21 protein-coding genes are annotated in these 24,350 nt (G+C 55.7%); 14 read left to right on the forward strand and 7 right to left on the reverse strand.

Annotated features, from left to right (window positions below; all coding sequences use genetic code 11):
- Positions 1–22: 22 nt before the first annotated feature.
- The 3 genes from CIK78_RS00480 to metW all read left to right on the forward strand — a co-directional run bounded on the left by CIK78_RS00480 (position 23) and on the right by metW (position 2,505).
- Positions 23–616: a YggT family protein gene (locus tag CIK78_RS00480; protein WP_096276186.1), complete on the forward strand. Its 594-nt coding sequence runs from the start codon at positions 23–25 to the stop codon at positions 614–616.
- A gap of 84 nt (positions 617–700) precedes the next feature.
- A complete protein-coding gene (locus CIK78_RS00485) occupies positions 701–1,912 on the forward strand; it encodes a homoserine O-acetyltransferase (RefSeq protein WP_096276188.1) in 1,212 nt (403 codons plus the stop codon).
- The gene (gene metW, locus CIK78_RS00490) at positions 1,912–2,505 is read left to right on the forward strand and encodes a methionine biosynthesis protein MetW (protein ID WP_096276190.1); all 594 of its coding nucleotides are present in this window, start codon (positions 1,912–1,914) and stop codon (positions 2,503–2,505) included. Before CIK78_RS00485 ends, metW begins: the two co-directional genes overlap by 1 nt.
- Here the strand turns inward: metW and sfsA are convergent.
- Together sfsA and CIK78_RS00500 are read right to left on the reverse strand one after the other, a co-directional pair.
- Positions 2,452–3,240, reverse strand: coding sequence for a DNA/RNA nuclease SfsA (sfsA, locus tag CIK78_RS00495; protein WP_096276192.1), 789 nt, complete (start codon positions 3,238–3,240; stop codon positions 2,452–2,454). The genes metW and sfsA overlap by 54 nt on opposite strands.
- A complete protein-coding gene (locus CIK78_RS00500) occupies positions 3,237–4,397 on the reverse strand; it encodes an aminotransferase class I/II-fold pyridoxal phosphate-dependent enzyme (protein WP_096276194.1) in 1,161 nt (386 codons plus the stop codon). The genes sfsA and CIK78_RS00500 overlap by 4 nt, the downstream gene beginning before the upstream one ends.
- A gap of 196 nt (positions 4,398–4,593) precedes the next feature.
- On the opposite strand from CIK78_RS00500, the gene dksA reads away from it, so the two are divergent.
- From dksA to CIK78_RS00550, 11 genes are all read left to right on the forward strand, one after another.
- Positions 4,594–5,031 carry an RNA polymerase-binding protein DksA gene (dksA, locus tag CIK78_RS00505; RefSeq protein ID WP_007111809.1) on the forward strand — a complete coding sequence of 146 codons (438 nt, stop codon included), beginning with the start codon at positions 4,594–4,596 and terminating at the stop codon, positions 5,029–5,031.
- 109 nt (positions 5,032–5,140) lie between these two features.
- Positions 5,141–6,034, forward strand: a complete 894-nt coding sequence (gluQRS, locus tag CIK78_RS00510; protein WP_096276197.1) for a tRNA glutamyl-Q(34) synthetase GluQRS — start codon at positions 5,141–5,143, stop codon at positions 6,032–6,034.
- A 43-nt stretch (positions 6,035–6,077) separates the two neighbouring features.
- Positions 6,078–6,254: a hypothetical protein gene (locus CIK78_RS17830; protein ID WP_007111811.1), complete on the forward strand. Its 177-nt coding sequence runs from the start codon at positions 6,078–6,080 to the stop codon at positions 6,252–6,254.
- Positions 6,244–9,192 carry an ATP-binding protein gene (locus tag CIK78_RS00515; protein ID WP_096276199.1) on the forward strand — a complete coding sequence of 983 codons (2,949 nt, stop codon included), beginning with the start codon at positions 6,244–6,246 and terminating at the stop codon, positions 9,190–9,192. The genes CIK78_RS17830 and CIK78_RS00515 overlap by 11 nt, the downstream gene beginning before the upstream one ends.
- Positions 9,170–10,558 (forward strand): sigma-54 dependent transcriptional regulator, encoded by a 1,389-nt coding sequence (locus CIK78_RS00520; RefSeq protein WP_096276200.1) that lies wholly within the window; start codon positions 9,170–9,172, stop codon positions 10,556–10,558. Before CIK78_RS00515 ends, CIK78_RS00520 begins: the two co-directional genes overlap by 23 nt.
- Positions 10,559–11,431: 873 nt before the next feature.
- Complete coding sequence (gene pcnB, locus CIK78_RS00525; RefSeq protein ID WP_096276202.1) at positions 11,432–12,820, forward strand: polynucleotide adenylyltransferase PcnB; 1,389 nt, start codon at positions 11,432–11,434, stop codon at positions 12,818–12,820.
- Between the two features lie 6 nt (positions 12,821–12,826).
- Positions 12,827–13,324 carry a 2-amino-4-hydroxy-6-hydroxymethyldihydropteridine diphosphokinase gene (gene folK, locus CIK78_RS00530; RefSeq protein WP_096276204.1) on the forward strand — a complete coding sequence of 166 codons (498 nt, stop codon included), beginning with the start codon at positions 12,827–12,829 and terminating at the stop codon, positions 13,322–13,324.
- A gap of 146 nt (positions 13,325–13,470) precedes the next feature.
- Positions 13,471–14,262 carry a 3-methyl-2-oxobutanoate hydroxymethyltransferase gene (panB, locus tag CIK78_RS00535; RefSeq protein ID WP_096276206.1) on the forward strand — a complete coding sequence of 264 codons (792 nt, stop codon included), beginning with the start codon at positions 13,471–13,473 and terminating at the stop codon, positions 14,260–14,262.
- Positions 14,263–14,345: 83 nt separating this feature from the next.
- Positions 14,346–15,218 carry a pantoate--beta-alanine ligase gene (gene panC, locus CIK78_RS00540; RefSeq protein WP_096276208.1) on the forward strand — a complete coding sequence of 291 codons (873 nt, stop codon included), beginning with the start codon at positions 14,346–14,348 and terminating at the stop codon, positions 15,216–15,218.
- Between the two features lie 28 nt (positions 15,219–15,246).
- A complete protein-coding gene (gene panD, locus CIK78_RS00545; RefSeq protein ID WP_096276210.1) occupies positions 15,247–15,627 on the forward strand; it encodes an aspartate 1-decarboxylase in 381 nt (126 codons plus the stop codon).
- 189 nt (positions 15,628–15,816) lie between these two features.
- Positions 15,817–16,995 (forward strand): acetyl-CoA C-acetyltransferase, encoded by a 1,179-nt coding sequence (locus CIK78_RS00550; protein ID WP_096276212.1) that lies wholly within the window; start codon positions 15,817–15,819, stop codon positions 16,993–16,995.
- A gap of 72 nt (positions 16,996–17,067) precedes the next feature.
- Here CIK78_RS00550 and CIK78_RS00555 read toward each other — a convergent pair whose 3' ends face one another.
- The 5 genes from CIK78_RS00555 to CIK78_RS00575 all read right to left on the reverse strand — a co-directional run bounded on the left by CIK78_RS00555 (position 17,068) and on the right by CIK78_RS00575 (position 24,194).
- Positions 17,068–18,237, reverse strand: coding sequence for an MFS transporter (locus CIK78_RS00555; protein ID WP_096276214.1), 1,170 nt, complete (start codon positions 18,235–18,237; stop codon positions 17,068–17,070).
- Positions 18,238–18,356: 119 nt separating this feature from the next.
- Positions 18,357–20,525, reverse strand: coding sequence for a polyribonucleotide nucleotidyltransferase (gene pnp, locus CIK78_RS00560; RefSeq protein WP_096276216.1), 2,169 nt, complete (start codon positions 20,523–20,525; stop codon positions 18,357–18,359).
- 200 nt (positions 20,526–20,725) lie between these two features.
- Complete coding sequence (locus CIK78_RS00565) at positions 20,726–22,249, reverse strand: porin (protein WP_096276218.1); 1,524 nt, start codon at positions 22,247–22,249, stop codon at positions 20,726–20,728.
- 57 nt (positions 22,250–22,306) lie between these two features.
- Positions 22,307–23,230: a hypothetical protein gene (locus CIK78_RS00570; RefSeq protein ID WP_096276221.1), complete on the reverse strand. Its 924-nt coding sequence runs from the start codon at positions 23,228–23,230 to the stop codon at positions 22,307–22,309.
- 163 nt (positions 23,231–23,393) lie between these two features.
- Positions 23,394–24,194 carry a DUF4886 domain-containing protein gene (locus tag CIK78_RS00575; protein ID WP_096276223.1) on the reverse strand — a complete coding sequence of 267 codons (801 nt, stop codon included), beginning with the start codon at positions 24,192–24,194 and terminating at the stop codon, positions 23,394–23,396.
- Positions 24,195–24,350: the final 156 nt, after the last annotated feature.

A 24,350-nucleotide genomic window follows, 5' to 3' on the forward strand; every position in this document is an offset into this window, starting at 1 on the left:
GAATCACCAAGGAGACATCATAATGGGCAACGGATTAGGCAGTGCAGGGTTAATGTTGGTCAACACACTGATCAATATTTATCTGTTCTTACTCATGCTGCGCTTTCTGCTGCAGGCGTCACGGGCGGATTACTACAACCCGCTAAGTCAGTCGGTGGTTAAGATCACTCAGCCGCTGGTCGGCTTATTTCAGAGCTTTTTAGGCCCCGTGGCCGGTCGCTTTGATCTTGCAACGCTCGCCGCTGGCTTCGTGTTAAAAGTAGTCAGCATCATCGCTATTTTCATGGTCATCGGTATCGGCATGCCCCCTATTCCAGGACTATTAATAGCGGGTATCGCCGCCTTGGCGAATGCGATTTTAAAAATCTACTTCTTCGCCATGATTGTGATGATTATCTTGAGCTGGGTAGCTCCCAATGCCAGCCACCCGGGTGCTCTATTGGTAATGCAGTTGGTAGAACCGATTATGGCACCGGTGCGCAAAGTCGTTCCTGCGCTTGGCATGATCGACCTCTCGCCTATCGTCGTGTTTATTGCCATTAACCTAATCGATAGCTTGATCGTTGGTTCGATGATTCGTGCTGCCGGCATTTCCGGCGCGCTAGTCGGGCTGTGATAGCGGCCCAACCCATTTTCATCATGGATTCGATCAGCAGGGTCTATTCAGCCGCACTCTTAATTAGCAGGACTCGCGCCTTCAATGCCTGATTCAGATACGCTTGCGTTTGCAGACCGGCCGACGGGCTCCGTCGGCCTTGTTACTCCGCACGTGGCACGCTTCGACACGCCGCTCGCCCTGGCTTGCGGCAAAGTACTGCCTGCTTACGAGCTGATTTACGAAACCTACGGCACGCTGAACGCTGAGCGCAGTAACGCAGTATTGATTTGCCACGCGCTCTCCGGCCACCACCACGCGGCGGGCTACCATAGCGAGGAAGATCGTAAACCCGGCTGGTGGGATGCCCATATCGGTCCCGGCAAGGCGATCGATACCAACCGTTTTTTTGTTGTATCGCTCAACAACTTAGGCGGCTGCCATGGTAGCACCGGTCCCGTGAGCCACAACCCCGAAACCGGCCGCCAGTGGGGGCCGGAATTTCCCATGGTGACCGTTAGCGATTGGGTCGCCAGCCAGGCGCAGCTTGCTGATCATCTGGGCATTGAGCGCTGGGCGGCAGCGGTGGGCGGCAGCCTTGGCGGGATGCAGGTAATGCAGTGGACCATGACCTACCCAGAGCGCGTCGCCAACGCGGTGGTGATTGCCGCAACGCCCCGACTCTCGGCGCAAAATATTGCCTTTAACGAAGTGGCTCGCCAGGCGATTCGCTCTGATCCTGAGTTCTTCGACGGCTGGTACGCTGAGCATGACACGGTGCCTAAGCGTGGTCTGAAGCTGGCACGCATGGTGGGCCATATTACCTACTTGTCAGAAGACGCCATGGGCAGCAAGTTTGGGCGCGACCTGCGTAGTGATGATCTCAACTTCGGTTTTGACGTTGAGTTCCAGGTGGAGTCCTACTTGCGCTATCAAGGCGATACGTTCTCCACCGCCTTTGACGCCAACACCTATCTGCTGATGACGAAAGCACTCGACTACTTTGACCCTGCCGCCACCCAAGGGGGCGACTTTGCCAAAGCCTTGGCGCCTGTGCAGTGTCCGTTTTTGATTGTTAGCTTCACCACCGACTGGCGCTTTCCGCCGTCGCGCTCGCGCGAGCTGGTGGATGCGCTTACTCGGGCGGGTAAATCAGTCAGCTATGCCAATATCGACTCGCCCCATGGCCACGATGCTTTCTTACTCTCAGAGCCACGTTACGACGCCATTTTAAGCGCCTTCATGAGCCGCGCTGCCGGCGAGCTTCATCTCAACGAGCTGGGCATCAATGTGCTGGGCAAAGAGGAGACGCCATAATGCGCGCCGATCTTGAACTGATTTACGACTGGGTGCCCGAAGGATCACACGTGCTTGATCTTGCCTGTGGCAACGGCGATTTGCTCGAGAGCCTAGCGCGCAATAAGGGCGTCACCGGCTATGGGTTAGAGATTGATCATGACGGCATCAACGCCTGCGTGGCGCGCGGCGTTAGCGTCATAGAGCACAACCTAGACGATGGTTTAAGCAGCTTCTGCGATAACAGCTACGATCAAGTAATCATGACTCAAGCGCTACAGGCGCTGCGTCGCCCAGACAAGATGCTGGATGAAATGCTGCGGGTCGCCGAAGAAGGGATTATTACGTTTCCCAACTTTGCTTATTGGCGACACCGCATCCATTTAGGCCTGCGCGGCTATATGCCGGTATCGAAGTCGCTGCCTCACGCCTGGTACGACACGCCCAACATTCATCTCTCGACGTTCAATGACTTTGAGCACCTATGTCTCGAAAAAGGCTTGGTCATTGTTGATCGCGCCGTGGGCGTGGGGGACCATCAGGGGCATTGGAAATCGCGGCTATGGCCCAATCTGTTTGGTGAAATTGCCATCTTCCGCGTTCGGCGCCGCTAGCCTCTCAATCCGCACGGGCAGATCACGGCTTAACCGTACCCCGCTGGGGCAACCCTGTTCCCGTATCACGTCAATACCATAGGCCAGCACCTCCACTCCGCTGGCCGAGGCCTGCGCTAGGGCCACTGCATAGGTCGCATCAATATGCGCAGCGGCGGCCACGTCAGCAATACCTTCGTGAGCCACGCAAAATAGCAGCACTGCTCGCTCGCCCTGCTCAGCGATCGCCCGCAAGGTATGCAGATGCTTGGTGCCGCGCACGCTCACCGAGTCAGGAAAGTAGCCGTGGCCGTCCGGCTCTTTGAGAGTGACCTGCTTCACTTCGATATACACCCGCCCTCGTTCAGGATCTTCAAGCATAAAATCAAGCCGCGCATCGGCCACTTTCACCTCACGACGCAGCGTGGCATAGCCCGCCAAGGGCGCTAAACGCCCGTCGTTTAGCGCCACCTCCACTATGCGGTTAGCACGGCCGGTATGCACAGAAGCAAGCGCCACCTGCCCATCGGCTTGCGGCAGCTCAATAAACTCCCAGGTCCAGGCAAGCTTACGCTTTGGGTTATCGCTGGGTGAAAGCCACACGCGGCAGCCCGGTACGTTCACCGCTTTCATCGAGCCCGTATTGGGGCAGTGCGCCACGACCTCACGGCCATCGTCTAAACGGACATCGGCAAGAAACCGCTTGTAACGCTTGAGCAGAATGCCCGGCACAAGCCCGGGATAGTGAAGCGTCATAGTCGGCTCACAAAACGCGCGATGCGCGCTACGGCTTCTTCAAGGCGGGCAGCGTCATTAGTGAAGGCAATGCGCACATGGTGTTCGCCACCCCGCACGGCAAAATCAATGCCCGGGGTGATGGCCACATTCTCTTCCTGCAACAGGCGCTCGCAGAACGCCTGGCTATCTCGGCTGTAGCGGGAAATATCCAGCCATACATAAAAGGCCCCTTGGGGTGGAAGATCCGGCGCCAACCCCAATCTTGCTAAGCCATCTAACAGCACCTGACGGCGTTGCTTCAAGGTTGCTCGGCGTTGTTCAAGAATATCCCGGCACGCTGGGGTAAAGGCCGCCAACGCCGCATGCTGGGCAGGCGTTGACGCGGCAAGAAACATATTCTGCGCCAAGCGGGTGAGCGGCTCTATGGCATGTTCGGGCGCTACCAGCCAGCCTAAGCGCCAGCCGGTCATCCCAAAATATTTTGAGAAGCTGTTCACCACAAAGGCGTTGGCTGAAAGCGAGGTAGCCGACAGCGGCGCATCGTCATAGTTGAGGCCTTGATAAATTTCATCAACAATCACCTCACCTTCACGCTCGGCGACCGCGGCCAGCACGGCACAAAGCTGCTCAGCGCTCAGGGTGTGGCCAGTCGGGTTAGAAGGCGAGGCCAGCATCGCTAGGCTCGTCTCCTTGCGCCAGTGCTCGGCGACCAGCGCTGCGTCTAGCTGCCAGCCACTCGCGCGCCCCACCGATACCGCATCAATCTCAGCGCCCGCTAAGGCCATAAAGTGGCGGTTACAGGGATAGTTAGGGTCGGCCATCAGTACACGCGCGCCGGTTTCAACTAATAGCTGGCTGGCTAACAGCAGCGCCCCCGATGCGCCGGGCGTTACCAATATGCGCGCAGGGTCAACCGCGGCATTGAAATGCTCAGCGTAATGCTCAGCAATCGCTTGACGCAGGGCGGGCAGCCCGGCCGCCGGCGTGTAGCGGGTTTGGCCATTGGCAAGCGCCAGCTGCCCGGCGGCCACAATCGGCTCCGGAGTAGCGAAATCCGGCTCGCCAACTTCCAGATGAATCACATCGTGGCCAGCGGCTTCTCGCGCCTGAGCCATTTCCAGCAAATGCATGACCCGAAAAGGGGCAACGTGATCGACACGTGAATTCCAGGCCATAATGGCTCCTTCACCAAGCTATTATTAACATCACTTAAAACATGGCACTCGTCACATTCTATGCAAGACCATGGTCGCAAAATCACTATTATGCTTGCAACGTCGCCATTTTTCAGCTAAACAAGCATCCCTTTGGCGTGAGATCGTGACATAGGCTCATGGTCGATCAGTAGTCACATATGTAAGGGGCAGTCCCATGCCAGTAGCAGAAAAGAAACCGGAAGCGTCCAAGTCCTTCACTCCGTATGAGCCAGCACCGGGTGAAGAATATATGAACGAGCAGCAGCTAGCGCACTTCCGACAGCTGCTGCTGGATTGGAAACAGGATCTCATGGAAGAGGTGGATCGCACGGTACGCCACCTGCAAGAAGATGCTAACAATTACGCCGACCCCGCGGACCGCGCCACTCAGGAAGAAGGCTTTAGCCTGGAGCTGCGCACTCGGGATCGCGAGCGTAAGTTGCTCAAGAAAATTAACGAGACCCTGGATAATATTGACGACGACGATTATGGCTTCTGCGAAGCCTGCGGCGTTGAAATTGGTATTCGCCGTCTTGAAGCCCGCCCCACCGCCACGCTGTGCGTGGATTGCAAAACGTTGGCGGAACTCAAGGAGAAGCAGCTCGGCGGCTGATCTCTAGAGCGGTGTTTTAAAGAATGCTCTACGTGAACGCGGGCACCTTCGGGTGCCCGTTTTTGTTAACGACGAGGCGCTTGCCTGTACCCCCTAGGACGATGCTGATATGCCCTCCTCTGCTCGCTACCGTGGCCGCTTTGCCCCAACGCCTTCAGGCCCGCTGCACTTTGGATCACTCGTCGCTGCCGTAGGCAGCTACTTAGACGCCCGCGCGGCTCAAGGGCAGTGGCTAGTTCGCATAGAAGATATCGATCCTCCCCGCTGCCCCCAGGGTGCAGCGAGTACTATTTTGCGCCAGCTAGAAACGTTCGGCCTGGCGTGGGATGAAGCGGTCATGTGGCAGCACGCCCGTGGTGAGGCGTATCAACATGCGCTAGAGCAACTTCTCAAGCTAGGCCTGGCCTATCCCTGTAGCTGTTCTCGCAAGCAGTGGCAAGGGCATGACATCTACCCCGGCTGGTGTCGCAACGGCGTATGCGACCCCACCAAGCCAGTGGCCTGGCGGCTACGTAGCGACCGCGGAGAGCACCCGGTTCGCTGGCATGACCGGCTATTGGGTGAACAGCAGCTTGACCCAGTCACGCTAGGCGATGTGGTATTAAAGCGCAAAGATGGCCTGTGGGCGTACCAGCTTGCCGTTATCGTCGATGATGCCGAGCAGCAGATTACCGACGTGGTACGGGGGGTAGACCTTCTGGATAACACGCCCTGGCAATGCCAGCTGCAAAGCGCCCTTCAGCTACCGCGGCCTTGCTATTTGCATCTGCCGCTAATCGTGACCGCTGAAGGTCAAAAACTTTCAAAACAAAACTTGGCCCCCGCGCTGGCAACGGATGACCACGGTGTGCGCCTGCAGCTCTTTCAGGCGCTACAAGCACTTGACCAAGCACCGCCTAAAGCGCTTGGCGATGAACCACCGTCGACTCAGTTACACTGGGCAGTAGCAAACTGGTCACCGGCGCAGCTGCGCCCCACGGCTCATCGCCTAACGCCAGCTTAATACCCTTGTTACTATTTTTTTCCAACACCCACAGGAGAGTGACATGTACGTCTATCGCATCATGTTGTTTTTGGTGTTTGGCGGTTATTTGCTCTCTCCGCTGCTTATGAATGGCTGGAGCGACCCAGAGGCCGCCTGGTACCGGCCGTTTGCAATTTGGGGCGGACTAATTGCCTTAACGCTCTGGCTAGAGCAAAAGAGAAAGCTTGATGAACGCTGAGTTAATCGGGGTATTAGCGCTCGGTCTGGGCTATCTGGCACTGCTGTTTGGCTGCGGTTTTGCCGTAGAGCGGGGCTGGGTGCCGGTGCGCATTACCCGCCACCCCGTTGTTTACACGCTTGCGCTAGGCGTTTATGCCAGCGCCTGGGCAATTTACGGCAGCCTGGAAATGGCGGCTAGCGCGGGGTTTGGCTTTCTTGCTTACTACCTTGGCGCCGCCGGCGCTTTCCTGCTCGCGCCCGTGCTGCTGGTACCCATCCATCGCATCACGCGTACCTATCAGTTAACGTCACTGGCTGACCTGTTTGCTTTTCGCTTTCGCTCTCGGTGGGCGGGCACGCTGGTCACGGTCGTCAGCCTGCTGGCGGTATTGCCGCTACTGGGTATTCAAGTACAAACGCTGAGCAATGCCATTAATATTATGACGGCCAGCCAGGCAGGGAGTAGCGTTGCGCTGCTTTTTTGCGCGCTCATTGCCGCTTTTGCGGTAATTTTCGGCGCACGTCATAGTCAAGCGCATGACCGCCACGATAGCCTGCTCAGCGCCATCGCGTTTGAATCCATCGTCAAACTGCTGGCCATGCTGGGGTTAGGGGCAGTGGCGCTATGGATGGTCTTCGACGGCCCTGGCGATCTGCAGCTGTGGCTGGAAGGGCCCGGCGCGATACTTCAACAGCAAACCCCACAGCTTGATCCTGCGCAGTGGCGCACCCTGCTGCTGCTGTTCTTTGCCGCGGCGTTTATGATGCCGCATCTTTTCCATATCAGCTTCTCAGAAAGCTTATCGCGGCACACCCTGCTACAAGCCAGCTGGGCGTTACCGCTGTTTCTATTGCTCATGGCGCTACCCGTACCGGTAATTTGGTGGGCCGCACAGTCGGTCAATCCCGACATCCCCATAACGGCCTATGCCGCCTATTTGATGACGGAACACTGGTGGGTCGGCGCGCTTGCATTTATCGGCGGGCTAGCCGCCGCCTCCGGCACGATGATGATGATCGCGCTGGCGCTCTCCGGCATGGTGCTCAACCACATTGTATTAGTGGCAAGACCCCCTGAAGCACGCAGTGATCTTTACGGCTGGCTACTATGGCTGCGGCGTGGCCTGGTGGTCGCGGTGATTATCAGTGGCTGGCTGTTCTATCAGTGGATAGGCCGCCACCACGGCTTAATTGGGCTGGGGTTAGCTGCGTTTGTGGGCATGGCCCAGTGCTTGCCAGGCATGCTGGCACTACTTTATTGGCCGGGCGCTAATCGTAAAGGCATGATTGTAGGGCTGGTCGCTGGCGTCAGCGTATGGCTTTGGGGCCTTTGGCTACCTCTCATTCTTTCACTGCCCTTACCACCGCTGCCTTCAACGCCCCTCACGACTGCTGATTCGCCGCTGTGGTATAACGTTACGCTGCTTTCTTTAGCCGTTAATATTCTGCTGCTAATCGTCATATCACTCTTTACACGTATCTCTGAAGGCGAGCGCTCTGCCGCCGAAGCATGTTCGGTCGATGCGGTTATCCGCTCTAAGCGCTCTCCATTAGAAGCCGCCACGGCTAACGACTTTGCCACCCATTTGGCGCAGGCGATCGGCGACGAAGCGGCGCAGCGCGAAGTTGCCCGTGCTTTAAAGGCACTCAACTTTACGCCTCAAGAGCGTCGACCCTACGCGCTGCGCCGCTTACGCGATCGCATTCAAGCGAATCTCTCAGGCCTCATGGGGCCATCAGTCGCGCGAGACATCGTTGATCGCTACCTGCCTTATCGCCATGACGACGCCCCAGAAACCGACGACATTCATTTTGTCGAAAGCCGCCTGGAGGCTTATCGCTCGCGGCTAACGGGGCTAGCCCGCGAGCTCGACGGCCTGCGCCGCCACCATCGTCAAACGTTGGCCTACTTGCCCGTTGGGCTTTGTGTGCTGGGCGATGACGACGAGCTGCTAATGTGGAATCAGGCGCTTTCACAGCTCTCAGGCATTAGCGGTGAAAGCGTGATAGGTTCGCGCCGCGATAGTCTCCCAGCCCCCTGGCCAAGCCTGCTGGGCAGCGTGCTCGACGCAACGCCAGGCCCACTCTACAAACAGGCCGTCACGCTGCACGAAAAAGACTACTTTTTAACCCTGCATAAAGCCGTTCTCAGCGGCCACGATAGCCGTGGTGGCAGCGTTATTTTGATAGAAGATCATACTGAAATGAAGTGGCTGGAAGATGAGCTGGTACATGCGGCACGCCTGGCCTCGATCGGCCAGCTAGCCGCCGGCGTCGCCCATGAAATCGGCAATCCGATTACCGGCATTTCATCATTGGCGCAGAATCTTCGCTACGACACCAACGACCCGGCGCTGCTGGAAACGGCGGACCAAATCCAACAGCTAACCCAGCGAGTAACTAAAATCGTCAACTCCTTGGTTGGCTTTGCCCACGGCGGGCGCCAAGCAACACCGCCCCCCGCTTCACCGGTGACGCTGTCATCGATTAGCGAAGATGCATTGCACTTGATCCACCTCGCCCGCTCGGGAGAGGATGTCACCTTGTCTAATGATACGCCCGAGAACGTAGTGGTCCGTGGTGATGCGCAGCGCTTGACGCAGGTGATGGTCAACCTGCTCAGCAATGCTCGAGATGCCTGCGACCAAGGCGGGCAGGTCCATATTGATGCAGGCGCCCATCAACAGCTTGCCTGGTGGCGAATAACCGATAACGGCCAGGGTATCGACCCCAGGGTACGCGACCACTTATTTGAACCGTTTACGACCACCAAGCCAGCAGGTGAAGGCACCGGCTTGGGCCTGTCACTGGCGTATCAAATTATCAATGAACACCAGGGTAAAATAGACGTGGCCTCGCCACCGCCCGGACAGCCTCGCGGCACTGCCATTACGTTATGGTTGCCGCTTTACCAACAGGATGATCAGCCAGCCCATGCCCAGGATTCTGATTGTTGAAGATGAAGCGATTATTCGCAGCGCGTTGAAGCGGTTGCTAGAACGCAACGACTATACGGTCAGCGAAGCAGGCAGCGCTGAGGAAGCCTGCAAGCTTGAGCTCACAGGGTTCGATCTCATCATCAGCGACCTGCGTCTGCCCGGCGAACAAGGCATCACTCTGATTGCCAAAGCGGCGCCGGTGCCGGTATTGATTATGACCAGTTACGCAAGCATGCGCTCAGCGGTAGAGTCGCTGAAACTGGGTGCCATCGACTACGTCGCTAAGCCATTTGACCACGCTGAGCTACTCGAAACCGTCGAGCGCATCCTCCACCAGCAGGCGATGCAGCAGAGCCCGCCACCCGACATCACTGACGCAGGCGGCGGTCGACAAACCATGATTGGCAACTGCATTGCCATGCAGCAGGTGTATACCCGCATTCGAAAAACCGCACCCGCCGATGTCACCGTGCTGATTCTAGGCGAGTCAGGCACTGGTAAAGAGCTGGTAGCGCGGGCCATTCATCAGCAAAGCAAACGTGCCAAAGCACCGCTGATCAGCGTTAACTGTGCAGCGATTCCAGAAACGCTGATCGAATCTGAGCTATTCGGGCATGAAAAAGGTGCCTTTACCGGCGCCAGCGCTGCGCGCACCGGCCTAGTAGAAGCTGCCGACGGCGGGACCCTGTTTCTGGATGAGATTGGTGAGCTGCCGCTAGACGCCCAGGCACGTTTACTTCGCGTGCTTCAAGAGGGTGAAATCCGCAAAATTGGCTCGGTGGAAACCCGTCACGTTAACGTCCGTTTGATCGCCGCCACTCACCGCGACCTACGGGAGCTGTCGAAAACCGGCGAGTTTCGCCTCGACCTTTACTACCGATTGAATGTCATGCAGATAGAGCTGCCGCCGCTGCGCGAGCGAGAAGATGATGTCCTCGAAATCGCCGACATCCTGCTCGACAAGGCATGTAAACGCCATGAGCGCACGGGCCTGCGGCTGTCCCGCGCTGCCCGACAAGATCTGCGCGACTATCCATGGCCCGGCAACGTGCGCGAGCTAGAAAATGCGCTTGAACGCGGCGTTATTCTCGCTGAAGGGCACCTTATTCATCCTGATGATCTTGGGCTAGCGCCTACCTCCGCACGCGTCCATGCACCATCCGCTATTGCCTCAGCGGCCAACGGTGAGGTAGATAAAAGCGTTGAAGAGAATGAAGACGATCTCTCTTTAGAGGACTATTTTCAGCACTTTGTGCTAGAGCACCAGGACCAAATGAGCGAAACCGAGCTGGCGCAAAAACTTGGCATTAGCCGGAAAAACCTTTGGGAGCGGCGCCAAAGGCTTGGCATTCCGCGCAAAAAGACCGCTCGTCGCCCAGGCTAACCACCTGGGCATTGGCTTGACGCCAGCCTCCTTACGACCATTGTCTAATATTCTGATTTAAATAAGAAATATCTAACTTTATACGCTGCTAACACTGTTACCTTCCCACACAACGTCGCCCACAAACGGGAGCAAAAGGGGTAACACTTCTTGCTAGAAAAAGTTCCTCGACAATTTAAAAAATGCCAACCTTCTGAAACTTATCATTTATCTTAGAGGTGGCACAGCGACTGCAATATTACTGGGTAAGAAAAACAAACTGGGCATAGCGGTAGGTCACCAACAAAAACAACATGACCTTGCCACCACCTGAGCCATAACAAATACAACAGGGCCAGGTAGAGATAACGGCACTAATAACAACAACAGGCTTGAATCTCATCACTTGCTAGCGCAGGCAAGACAGGCGCTGAGAACAATAATAAACACAGTAAGTAGCCCGAAAGGACGCGACGTACACAGCAGCTTGCATACTAACAATAACAATAGCAGTCAGGTGTACACCCCGGCGCCAACAATAATTCCCCGGGGTAAGAAAAAGTTCGCGGTTGGATTATTGTTTTGAATACGAGGCGGTCGGAACTAACGTGATCCTTACGCCTACCGACTGCGGTGCGTATTCAGAGCGATGTGCCATCATGAATAAAAACAGCAGCATGGACGCTGATTCACTGCTTTATAGGGGAGGCTCTCTTAGCCTCCCCTTTCCGTATTTGAGGATTGAGTTAGCACACGCTAGCGTCAAGTGCTTTGCAAGCCCAAAGGGGTCGGCTACACTCATCCACTAACTGTTTTTATTGAGTACTGATTTGAAGTGCTTTATAGCAACTATTGACGACCATTTCTTCGTACCCTGCGAGTTGAAATCATCGCATGTTTAAAGGATTTACCCGTTTCCTACACAGTCCGGGGGAGCAATTGAAAACCTTGCTCGATCCCCAAGAGAGTTCTACCACCGCCCTCTCTCCACGCCATATTCCTCGGTCAGAGCATCCTGTTTCTCGCCAGCAAATTAGCGATGCCGCACTAAAAGTGCTTTATCGTCTTAGCGGCGCAGGTTATGACGCCTATCTGGTAGGTGGATGCATTCGCGATGCGCTGCTGGGCAAGATGCCCAAAGACTTCGATGTGGCCACCAACGCTACGCCCGAACAAGTACGCGATCTGTTTCGTAACTCGCGCCTGATCGGCCGCCGTTTTCGGATTGTCCATGTGCGCTTTGGCCGCGAGGTCATTGAAGTCACCACCTTCCGTGGCAAACCCCAAGACGAGCATAGCGATCATATTGCCCATCAGTCCGATGAGGGCTTACTGCTGCGCGACAACGTATGGGGCAATATCGAAGAGGATGCGGTGCGCCGCGACCTCACCGTGAACGCGCTCTACTACAATATCGCCGACTTCAGCATCACCGATTTTGCCAACGGCGTGCGTGACATTGAAACCCGTACCCTGCGCCTGATTGGCGACCCGGCTACACGCTATCGTGAAGACCCGGTGCGGATGCTGCGCGCAGTACGGTTTGCGGCCAAGCTGGACTTCACGATAGATCCGGCCACCGAAGCCCCGATGTATGAACAGGCATCGCTGCTGCTACAGATTCCTCCCGCACGCTTGTTCGATGAAGTGCTCAAGCTGTTTATGTCGGGCTACGGCCTGGTCGCGTTTCGTCTGCTCAGTCATTACGGCCTATTCGGCATGCTGTTCCCCGAAGCTGAAGAAGCAATGGTGGATGCTGCCTGGGCAGAAGAGCTGATTGAGCAAGCGCTCACCAATACCGACAAGCGGATTGCTGAAGAGCGCCCGGTTACGCCTGCATTTCTGTTGGCTGCCTTCCTTTGGGCGCCGGTTAAGCATCGCATGGAAGAGCTCGAGCAAGAGGGCATGGCGGCCATTCCCGCACTACAGGCGGCCGCTCAACAGGTGGTATCTCGCCAGTTAGAGCACACCTCGATTCCCAAGCGCTTCGGCATTCCCATGCGCGAAATTTGGGAGCTACAGCAACGCCTACCCCAACGACGCGGTAAGAAAGCCTTCCAGACCCGCGAGCATCCGCGCTTTAGGGCGGGTTACGACCTGCTATTGCTACGTGAACAGGCTGGCGAAATACCGCGTGGCTTAGGCGATTGGTGGACTGCCTTCCAGCGCGGCGATGAACATGAACAGCGCCGCTTGCTGCAAAAAGTGGGTGGCGATCCGGCCAGCCAGGGTGATCGTCGCCGTAAAAAACGGCGGAAACCGCGCAGCCAAGATCCAGAGTAGCCAGCAATGCCGATCCAACTCGCCTATATTGGCCTAGGCAGCAATCTAGCGTCGCCCGTTGAACAGGTTCGCCAAGCGCTCAACGGGCTCGCTGGGCTGCCGTTGAGCCGGTTAGTGATAGCATCATCGCTCTACGCCAGCCGTCCCGTTGGGCCGCAAGATCAACCGGACTTTATCAACGCCGTGGCGGCGCTGGAAACCAGCCTCTCGCCACTGGCGCTGCTTGATCAGCTCCAAGCGTTAGAACAGCAGCACCGACGCCGTCGCCAGCGTCATTGGGGCCCACGTACGCTGGATCTTGATCTGCTAGTCTACGGCGATCAGCACATCGAAACCCCGCGCCTATGCGTCCCACACCTACAGATGACCCAGCGAGCATTTGTGCTGGCACCGCTAGCAGAAATTGCGCCTGCACTCCTACTGCACCATAAGCCGCTCACTGCATGGCTTGGCCAAATATCCAACCCCGGCATTCAGCGGTTAGTTGAAGACGCGCCCTCGTAAACTGTTACTTTTTTACCCAAATCTCGACAGCGCGCGCGCAATCAGGTAACAATCACGGTATCGCAGCACGCACCTATTAAAGACTGCACTAATAATGGCCGGTCGCCTATGCAGCGCTGGCCTCACGCACACGATGAGAGCATGCCATGAAAACCGTTACCCTAAGCACGCTGCAAGCCTATAAGCAGGCGGGTGAAACGTTTAGCTGCCTGACTGCTTACGATGCCTCCTTTGCCCATGCGGCAAGCCAAGCCGGTATTGACGTGCTTTTGGTCGGCGATTCGCTAGGCATGGTGCTACAAGGTCACAACAGCACCTTGCCTGTCACCATGGAAGACATCATTTATCACACGCGCTGTGCCGCTCGCGGTAAAGGCCATAGCCTGCTGATGGTTGACCTGCCCTTTATGAGCAACATTTCAACCGAGCGCCTATTGGTAGATGCCGGTGCGCTGATGCGCGCTGGAGCCGAACTTGTGAAGCTTGAAGGCGAAGCGTGGATGGCCGAAGGCATTCGTGAACTCACACGCCGCGGCGTGCCGGTATGCGCGCACCTTGGCCTAACACCGCAAACCGTTCACCAGCTCGGCGGCTATAAAGTACAGGGGCGCGACGCCGCTAACGCTGAGCGAATCATCAATGATGCCAAGGTGCTTGCGGATGCGGGCGCTTCGGTTATCTTGCTTGAGTGCGTACCCGCCAGCCTAGGCAAAGCAGTGACAGATGCACTGGATGTGCCAGTGATTGGCATTGGTGCAGGGCCGGACACCGATGGCCAGATTCTCGTCATGCACGATGTGCTTGGCGTGACTCATGGCCGTACGCCACGCTTTGTGAAGAACTTTATGGCAGAGGCCGATAGCATTCAAACGGCTTTCCAGCACTATCATGAGTCCGTTAAAAACCGCACCTTCCCAGCGCCGGAGCATTGTTTTTAAAACATGTTTTTAAAAGAACGTTTTTAGAAGCCGGCTCGATTAGCCCTCCATCCCCTTTATTTTGTTAATAACGCGAAACGACTATGCGCACTTTGCGAGACATTGATCAGTTACGCAGCATCCTGCGAGAGCATCGCCTACGCGGCCAGCGCATCGCTCTGGTACCCACAATGGGTAATCTTCATGCCGGCCACCTAGCGCTGATCGCCTGTGCCCGAAAGCACGCCGACATTGTGGTTGCGAGCCTATTTGTGAACCCGATGCAGTTTGGCCCAGGTGAGGATTTAGACGGCTACCCGCGGACCTTCAGCGCTGATCAAACGCAGCTGAGCGATGCAGGCTGCGACGTCCTGTTTTCCCCGACCGTCAGCGCGCTGTACCCAAACGGCTTAGATGCCCAGACGCGTGTCCATGAGCCTGTCGTGGGCGAAGGGCTGTGTGGCGGCTCGCGTCCCGGGCATTTTGACGGCGTTTCCACCGTAGTCAGCATGCTGTTTAATCTCGTGCAGCCAGACATTGCCTGCTTTGGAGAGAAAGATTATCAGCAGCTCGCGGTGATCCGTAAAATGGTCCGCGATCTTCACATGCCGATCGACATCATCGGTGTGACGATCGTGCGGGCTGATGATGGCTTAGCACTCTCCTCGCGCAACGGCTACTTGAGTGAGCAAGAACGCGCCACAGCACCGGTGCTTTATCGCACTCTGTGTTCACTGCGCGATGCCCTGAAGCGCGGCGACCCGATAGAGGCCGCCTTGCAGCAAGGCACAGCCGTGCTCAGCGACGCTGGTTTTACCCCAGACTATCTTGAACTGCGCGATCTCATGCTCGGCCCGATCAGCGCTGACACTCGTCACGCGATGCTGCTGGCGGCAGCCAAGCTCGGCCCGGCACGTTTAATCGACAATCTCCGCGTTGAGCTACCGGCTAGCGCCATCAACACCGCCACAAAATAAACAAATACAGGGAAATAAAGGACCTCACATGCATACCATTATGCTCAAAGCCAAGCTGCACATGGCCCGCGTCACCCACGCGGTACTTAATTACGAAGGCTCCTGCGCCATCGACGGCGACCTGCTGGATCTGGCCGGCATTCGTGAAAATGAACAGATTCAGATTTATAACGTCGAAAATGGCGAGCGCTTCACGACCTACGCCATTCGCGGAGAGGAAGGCTCCAAACTAATCTCGATCAACGGTGCGGCTGCCCACCTGGCGGCTCCCGGTCATCGCATCATTATCTGCAGCTATGCTCACTACTCACAAGCCGAACTGGCCTGCCATCAGCCCGCGCTGGTCTACCTACAAGAAGGTAATGACGTTAGCCACACCAGCAACATTATTCCAGTGCAGTTAGCCTAAGTAGAAGGCGCTAGACAGATTAAGCAGCGGGCCCTGACGTGGCCCGCTTTTATTTGCTTATAAATGCGTATTGCCGCAACGCATACCCTTCCTCTATCCTGAAAGGACGGCTGAGAGTGTCGGCTGACAGAGTACGCCTACCGGGCATCTGGCATCAGCCTGTCTGTTATTTACTCCAGGAGTCATTTTATGCAAGACGTAGTCATTGTTGCGGCACGCCGCACCGCCGTGGGCGCATTCGAAGGCTCTCTCGCGGGCATTCCAGCCAGCGACCTTGGTGCGCTGGTGATCAAAGATATCCTTGCATCTACCGGCGTTGCCCCTGATCAAGTTGACGAAGTGCTGCTAGGCCAAGTGCTCACCGCTGGCGTAGGCCAGAATCCGGCTCGCCAAGCGGCGATTAAAGGAGGCCTGCCAGACTCGGTACCGGCCATGACCATCAATAAAGTCTGCGGCTCAGGTCTTAAAGCGCTTCATCTGGCGGCTCAGGCCATTCGCTGTGGCGACGCTGACATCATTCTGGCAGGTGGCCAGGAGAACATGTCCGCATCACCTCACGTGCTACCCAACTCACGCACCGGACAACGCATGGGTGACTGGAAAGCCATTGATTCCATGGTCCACGATGGCCTGTGGGATGCATTCAATGACTATCACATGGGTATTACCGCCGAGAATTTAGCTGAGAAATACAGCATCACCCGCGAAGCGATGGATGAATTCGCGGCGTCTTCCCAGCAGAAAGCCGCAGCAGCGATCAAAGAAGGTAAGTTTAAGGGCCAGATCGTGCCGGTGGAAATTCCCCAGCGTAAAGGCGATCCGCTGGTCTTTGATACCGATGAAAATCCGCGAGAAGTCACGGCCGATAAACTCAGCGGCATGCGCCCTGCGTTTAAGAAAGACGGTACGATCACCGCCGGTAACGCGTCGGGGCTGAACGACGGCGCGGCGGTGGTTATGCTCTGCTCCGCTGAAAAAGCCAAGCAGTTAGGCCTTGAGCCGCTGGCGCGCATTGCAGGCTATGCCAACGCTGGGGTAGACCCTGCGATTATGGGCATCGGCCCGGCACCGGCCACCCGCCGCTGTTTAGAAAAAGCTGGCTGGAGCCTAGATGACCTTGATCTTATCGAGGCCAACGAAGCCTTCGCTGCCCAAGCCCTGTCTGTTAATAAAGAGCTAGGCTGGGATGTCAGCAAGGTAAACGTTAACGGTGGCGCCATTGCTATCGGGCACCCTATCGGTGCCTCAGGCTGTCGCGTATTGGTCACACTGCTACACGAAATGATCGCCCGAGACGCCAAGAAAGGCCTAGCGACGCTATGTATCGGCGGCGGTCAGGGTGTAGCGCTTGCCATTGAGCGTCCTTAACGGCCTCGCCTGCGTTATTTAGCTAGCCTCAAGCCCTCATCAGTAGATGAGGGCTTTTTTAATGCCATGCCTTCAGCGAGTCTTTACACCCACCACCCTAGGTGGCGTCCTCAACACCAGCAACGCGCCCATCAGAAAGAATATCGATGCAGCCCACATGGCAATGGGCAAGCTAGTGCCATCGACGATTCGCCCGCCCAGCATCGCTCCCAGGCCGATCGACATATTAAACGCAAAGGCCATCAACGCCGTGGCGGCTTCCGTATTCGGCGCGGTGCGTAGAATCCAGGTCTGAATACTCACCGATACACTGCCGAAAACCGCCCCCCAAATCATCAGCAAGATAACGCCGCTTTGCGGTTGAATGCCCAGCAATGGGAAGGCCGCGACAACCAGTAGTAGCAAACTAGGAATGGCCAGCACGGCACGGTACGGGTGGCGCCCGGCAAATACGCCTGCCGCTATATTGCCCAAAATACCCGCTGCGCCGTAAAGCAGCAGCAGGCTGCCCACATGGCGCTGAGAAATACCGCTTATTTCCTGCAGAATAGGGCTAATAAAGGTATAGGCCGCGAAGTGCCCCACCACCACAAACCCCGTTGTGAGCACGGCCACCCGCACGCCACGATTACTTAGCTGCTGCGCTAGCACGCGTAAACGCACCGGCTCTCTCGGCGGCAAAGGGGGTAGCCAGCACCATAGCGCGATGGCCGTTAGCAGGCTGAACCCGCCTAGCGCACCAAAGGCGACTCGCCAGTTGCTAAGATCTCCCAGCAGCGTGCCAAGCGGTACACCCAGTACTGACGCTGCCGCTACGCCACCAAAAATAAGCGTCATCGCTTTCGGCACCTTAGCTTCTGGCACTAGGCGTGGCGCAATACTCCCGGCGACTGCCCAGAACCCACCAATACTCAGCCCGACCAGCACGCGCGCGGCAAGCAGCAGTGCAAAGCTGCTTGCCAGCGCCGTCAACACACTGCCTAGCACCATCACCATCATCAGCAGCGTGAGCATAATGCGCCGATCCAAGCGCCCCACGGCTACCGGCAAAAGCGGGGCTGAAAAAGCCGCAATGACGCCGGGCACGGTCACCATTAACCCCGCCATGCCTGGCGTCACGCCCATCGCCGAGGCCACTTGAGACAATAGCCCAATAGGCAACTGCTCAGCGGTCACCAATAAAAATATGCCGATCATCACGGCCACCACCGCTCTCCACCGCGGCGCTTGTTCCTGCTCCATAGCGACTCTCTCTTACGGCTGCTGACAATATAACCATGCCTATCAAACAACACCGCCCTCGTAACCAGAGGCTACGAGGGCGGTATCAGAAACCGAATTACGATTTAACGACCTGCATGTTAAATCGCGGTGTCAGTTTCCGCTTCTTGCGCTGCGAAAGCAGTCTTCTCTTCTTCGGTGATCTCTTTCATCGACAGCTTCACGCGATTGCGGTTGTCAATATCAAGCACTTTCACGATCACATCATCGCCTTCGTTCAAGAAGTCGCGCACGTTATTAACACGCTCGGCAACGATCTGCGAGATGTGCACCAGACCATCGGTACCCGGCATGATGTTAACAAAGGCACCAAAGTCAGCAATACGTACGACCTTACCGTTGTACAGCTTGCCAATTTCCGCTTCAGCGGTAATCGCCAATACGGTATCAATGGCTCGCTTCGCAGCGGCTTTGTCTTCCGCGTAAATACGTACGGTGCCATCATCGTCAAGATCGATCGAGGCGCCGGTGTCTTCGCAAATTTTGCGAATCGTCGCACCGCCTTTACCAATGACATCACGGATTTTGTCAGGATCGATTTTGATCGTCGCCATGGACGGCGCGTTGTCAGAGACATCGGTACGGCTCTGGCTGATCACGACATTCATTTGCTCAAGAATGCTTAAACGAGCGGTCAGAGCTTGCTGAAGCGCAAGCTCCATAATCTCTTCGTTGATGCCTTCGATCTTAATGTCCATCTGCAGGGCAGTAATACCCTCTTCAGAACCAGCGACTTTAAAATCCATGTCGCCGAGGTGATCTTCGTCACCCAGGATATCGGTCAATACCGCAAAGCCGTCAGCATCTTTCACCAGGCCCATGGCGATACCGGCTACCGGCGCTTTCAGCGGTACGCCTGCATCCATCAGAGCCAATGAAGAGCCACAGACTGAAGCCATTGAGCTTGAGCCGTTAGACTCGGTGATTTCAGATACTACGCGAATGGTATACGGGAAAACGTCAGCGGAAGGCAGCATTGCCTGAACGCCGCGGCGCGCTAAGCGGCCGTGACCGATTTCGCGACGCTTCGGACCACCCATGAAGCCAGCTTCACCAACTGAATAAGGAGGGAAGTTGTAGTGCAGCATAAAGCGGTCTTTACGCTCGCCTTCTAAAGACTCAATCAGCTGAGAGTCACGCAGCGTGCCCAGCGTGGCAATGGCAATGGCCTGCGTTTCACCGCGAGTAAACACGGCCGACCCATGAGTCTTCGGCAGCACACCCACTTCAATGGCCAGCGGGCGTACCGTTTGGTTATCACGGCCGTCAATACGCGGCTCGCCCTTGACCACACGTGAACGCACGACGCGTTTTTCAAGACCCGCGAAAGCACCTTTCACTTCATCTTTAGTAAACTTATCGTTAACGGGCTCGCCTTCAACGGCGACTAGTTGCTCAACCGCCTGATCTTTCAGCGCCGCCAGCGCATCCTGACGCTGCATTTTATCGGTAATGCGGTAAGCATCGCCTACCTTGGCTTCAAAAGCATCGCTCATGGCAGCTTTTAATTCCGCATTTTCTTCAGCGGCCTTCCACTCCCAGCGTGGCTTGCCTGCTTCGGCGACCAGTTCATTGATCGCCGTAATCGCGACCTGCATTTCCTGATGGCCAAACAACACCGCGCCGAGCATTTCATCTTCAAGCAGTTCTTTGGCTTCAGACTCAACCATCAATACGGCTTTTTCAGTACCGGCAACGACCATGTCGAGCTCAGAGGTCGCCAGCTCTTCAACCGTCGGGTTGAGGAAGTAGCCCTGCTCTTCATTAAAGCCAACGCGCGCAGCACCTATCGGGCCTTTAAAAGGCACGCCAGAGATGCTCAGCGCCGCAGAGGTACCCAGCAGTGCGGCAATATCCGGATCGTGGTTGCGATCGGTAGAAAGAACGGTACAGACAACCTGCACTTCGTTCATAAAGCCTTTAGGGAACAACGGGCGAATAGGGCGATCAATCAGACGCGAGGTCAACGTCTCTTTTTCAGTGGGGCGCCCTTCACGCTTGAAGAAGCCGCCAGGAATTTTACCCACCGCGTAGGTCTTCTCTTGGTAATGTACCGAGAGGGGGAAAAAGGGCTGGCTCGGGTTAGCTTCTTTTCTGGCGACCACGGTACACAGCACGACAGTGTCGTCCATGGTAACCATGACAGCGCCGCTAGCCTGGCGAGCAATACGCCCGGTTTCGAGCGTGACGGTGCTACGACCGTACTGGAACGTTTTCTTTACCGGATTCACAGCGACTTCCTTCAGCATTATCAATATCTACTTGTCTATTCGTTTAGGTCGTTTTGACTCGATACCATTCTAGGCGCTGGAACGCGATAGGGCTACCAGTTCCCTCTTTGAGCAAGCCAAAACATAAAAAAACGGGCAGCTCGCAAGGAGCTGCCCGTTGCCACACGGATAAAACTGAGTGCCAGACACTGCCCTTTACAACATCTAAAGCGATTTTATTAGAACACTAACTGCAATCGAGCAGAGAGCGTATCACCATCATCTGGCCCCCTGAAGGAGACAGAACGATTATGGGTATCCCAGAGCGTGTAATTCAGCATCACCCGCGCCCAATCGTTCGGATACCAGTTCAGACCAAGTGTCGTTGCGTTCCCCTCACCACCGAGATAATTGGGCTCATCGAAAAAATCCAACTCCTGATAGCGGACGGCAAACTGAAACGCCCCCATTCCCCCCGACTCAACCGGGCTCTTGATATTCGGGCTCTGCCAGAGGCCTGATTTACGAGAGTAGCCATGCTGCTCACCGGTTAAAAAATAGCTGGCCTGAACAGCCCAAGCGTCATAGTTCAGGCTCTGGCCACCTGAAGCGTCACGCTGATCCACGGTACGCTGCCCATATTCTGCGGCCGCCGCAAATGAACCCAGCGATGTGGCCAATTCGAGCCCATAAGCAGTGCTCGACTCAGGATCGGTGACAGCACGACTACGAATAGTAACGTTGTCATTGAAATTATCGGCGGCATTGATGTTGTTGGTCACATTACCTGAACTACTATCAAAATCTTCATAGAATCCCCAGCCGCCTAAGTGGACCATATCACCACCGCTATGCCAGGGATTCCAGTGGGCTCGGCTCATGTAGGTGGTCGTATCAGAGCGATCGGTGTCACCGCCGAGCCTGCCATTGGTCACTGCTAAGGATGCATGCCAGTCACGGTTGTTGCCGAACACTTTGCCTTTCACCCCCAGTCCGTATGAGCCACGGTCTGGAGCAACTGCTTCATTAACGAAGTTTCGCTCCATGAACCAAGTATTGTTGGATGAAGTAGCACCATCCATCGTGCGGTCGTCATATTTATTGCCGACATACAGCTCTGCATCTCTTCCGCCCCAGTTAAATAGGCTAGATATATAAGCATCACGCATGCTGACAGAGTTGTTTGACAGGTCGTAGCCCAGCTTGTAACCAACGCGTTCAGATAGCTGACCAGCAAGATCCAATTGCAGGCGCCTTGCCGTTGAGCCGCTGATATTACGATCTTCAAAATCAGAGCCTCGCGTGGCCGAGGTGTCAAACTGTAGCCGCCCACCTATCTCCAGACGACGACTGCCGTCGGCGCTGATAAATTCTGGCCCACCACCCGACCAGTCAATACGCGACTGGTCAACCTGGGACGCCTCTAGCAATGCGACCTGGCTTTGTAGCTCTGCAATGGCCGCACTATCTCCCGACGCTGTCGCCTCAGCGCTGGATTGTGTAAACGCCGTGGTTGGGTTCTGCGCTGACGGTACGGGAACTGTATCCCGAGAAGACTCCAGCTGTCCTAAACGGGCCTGCATAGCCTCTAATTGCTGCGCCTGACGAGCCAGCAGCTCAGACTGGCGCGCGATCAGTTCAGCAAGTTCGGCAGGTGTCGCCTCACTGGCCAATGCACTACCACTAAAAAAAGGTAAAACAAATAACCCGAGGGTGGCCGCAGATAGCAGGACACTGCTACCTGAATTAGTTTTATTTAGCATAATTGTCCCATGATCCCTGAGGATCGGATTCTGATTGTTGTTGTGCAAACCGCTAGACTAGCGTGCTCGCGATGCAATATAGCGAGCCGCAAAGGGCGTCATCTGACTGGGGCTGTGTGTCACTCCGGGTAAAACCCAATGCCGCCAATTGAATGTGGTGTTCAAAGACCGGGCTTGGCGTTCACCAAATTCAAAATAGTGGCGAGTTCGGTCCACGCGAGTCGCGCCCTGTGCATTGGTTTCAGGCGTTTGGCGCATAACAGTGTGAAGTGTGGCCGTATCCGCTCCACCTGCCAGCAACAGCATCGGCTGAGAAAAAAAAGCTTCTCTCGCGGTGGCATTCAGCATCGGTACACCACCGGTTCCATACGGCCACGCAATCGTCTCATCAGGCATCGTGTACCAGCCTGCTGCACCGACGATAATTTCCTCTACATTAGACTCGGGCATGAACATGGCGAAGCGATGGGCTACCTGTGCACCGGCACCGTGGCCATACAGATAATAGGTTTCACGATTACTATGGCTGCGGTGCGTTCTGAAGTCAGCAAACACTCTCTCAACAAGAGTGAAGACCCACTGATCTGGTGGGTTCATCTCCTCTAGCTGAGTAAAACCACGCGCTTGCTCTGCTGACCCGGCCTTGAATACGTTACCCAAGTTGAAACCATTTCCGCCTGGATAGGCCTGCGCGCTAAACCGAGGCACCAAGACCATCAGCCCCTCACGCTCAGCAAGTTCGGCCCAGTTGTCACGATACTCCTTCGCGTTGCGTCGCAGCCCGTGCAGGATGAGAACTATCGGCGTATCCGACGTATAGTTGCTCGGCTGATAGTAATAGACCCCCACCTCCTGGCGTGTAGCAAGGTCTTCAAATACATAGCGCCCAGCACCAGCCTCCAGACTTGCCACGCGCTCATTAGCGGCGACCGTCGACAATGGCAGGCACAGCACCATTAATGCGAACCATAGGATTCTCATTTTTGCTCTCTTATTTTATTTATTCAGATTTGGATAGCCTTGCTCAGAAGCTTCTACCTGGCGTGTACGTATCACGGTTAAACGCGCGTCTAGCAGCGCAGACCGACCGTCGAACTGCGCTAGCAGTAGACAATTCACTAAACAAGGCTTGGATATTATCTCGTTAGCGGCGGTTGTACTCAGCTACCGTGTCTTCGGCGACCTGCTGCAAAAAGGCCGCCGTATCTTCATCGATACGGCCGTAATAGGTGTACGGATTACCCACGACCGATGTGTCGTAGAGTGTGGCAAACACGGTGGCAGCGGCTAGATAGCTGCCTTCTGGGGAGGGGTGGCTGCCGTCGTAATCAACATGCAAGGCCAATTCAGGACGTTGCTCGTAGGCATTTTGAAAAGCAAGACCGACGGGAATCACCGGGGCGCCGATCTCATTACCCACAGAGGTATACAGCTCTTCGATCTTATCGGTCATGCCGGCATCGTAACTATCATGATCTTCGCTGTAGGCAGGCGTCATGTAGAGCACTGTCTCTGCCCCCGTCGCCTCAATGGCATTATGATGCCGCAGAACAGCATCACGAAACTCCTGCTGCTTCTCGTCACTCAATGCAGCCGCGCTGTGCCCCTGCAGGACAACAACATCAAACGGGTTAGGAAACCCCAAGGCCCCTGGGAACAGATAGTTTTTGACTTCGTGCTGCGATAAATAAGCGCCTGAAATGGTCACAGACTTGCTCTTGAGCTGATCGGCAGTGTCGGGATAGGCAGCTTCCGCCATGCGCTTAACGTAGTTGTGCAGGCTATTGTTGTAGTACTGATAACTATTGCCTACATAGAGGATTTGCTGCGGGTTTGGTGAGCCGAGGGCATTGGACTGAGTTTCGGTTTCGGCTTCGGCCATGACTGAAGCTGGGAATAGCGCGGTTATGGCGAGAATGCCAATGCTGGCGAGGGATGTTTTCATTGGTGTTAGTTCCATCCACGGAGTCGTTTGTAAAATCTAAGGTGTATTACGTCCAGACACCTCAGTACCTCACAAATACTTTTGCAAACTACATTCCGTTCACTTCTTTGCTTCTTTATTTCAAACAGTTGAAAATTTCACACGCGACAAACGTCG

This window comes from Halomonas sp. JB37, from assembly GCF_002332255.1.
Classification (GTDB): domain Bacteria; phylum Pseudomonadota; class Gammaproteobacteria; order Pseudomonadales; family Halomonadaceae; genus Vreelandella; species Vreelandella casei.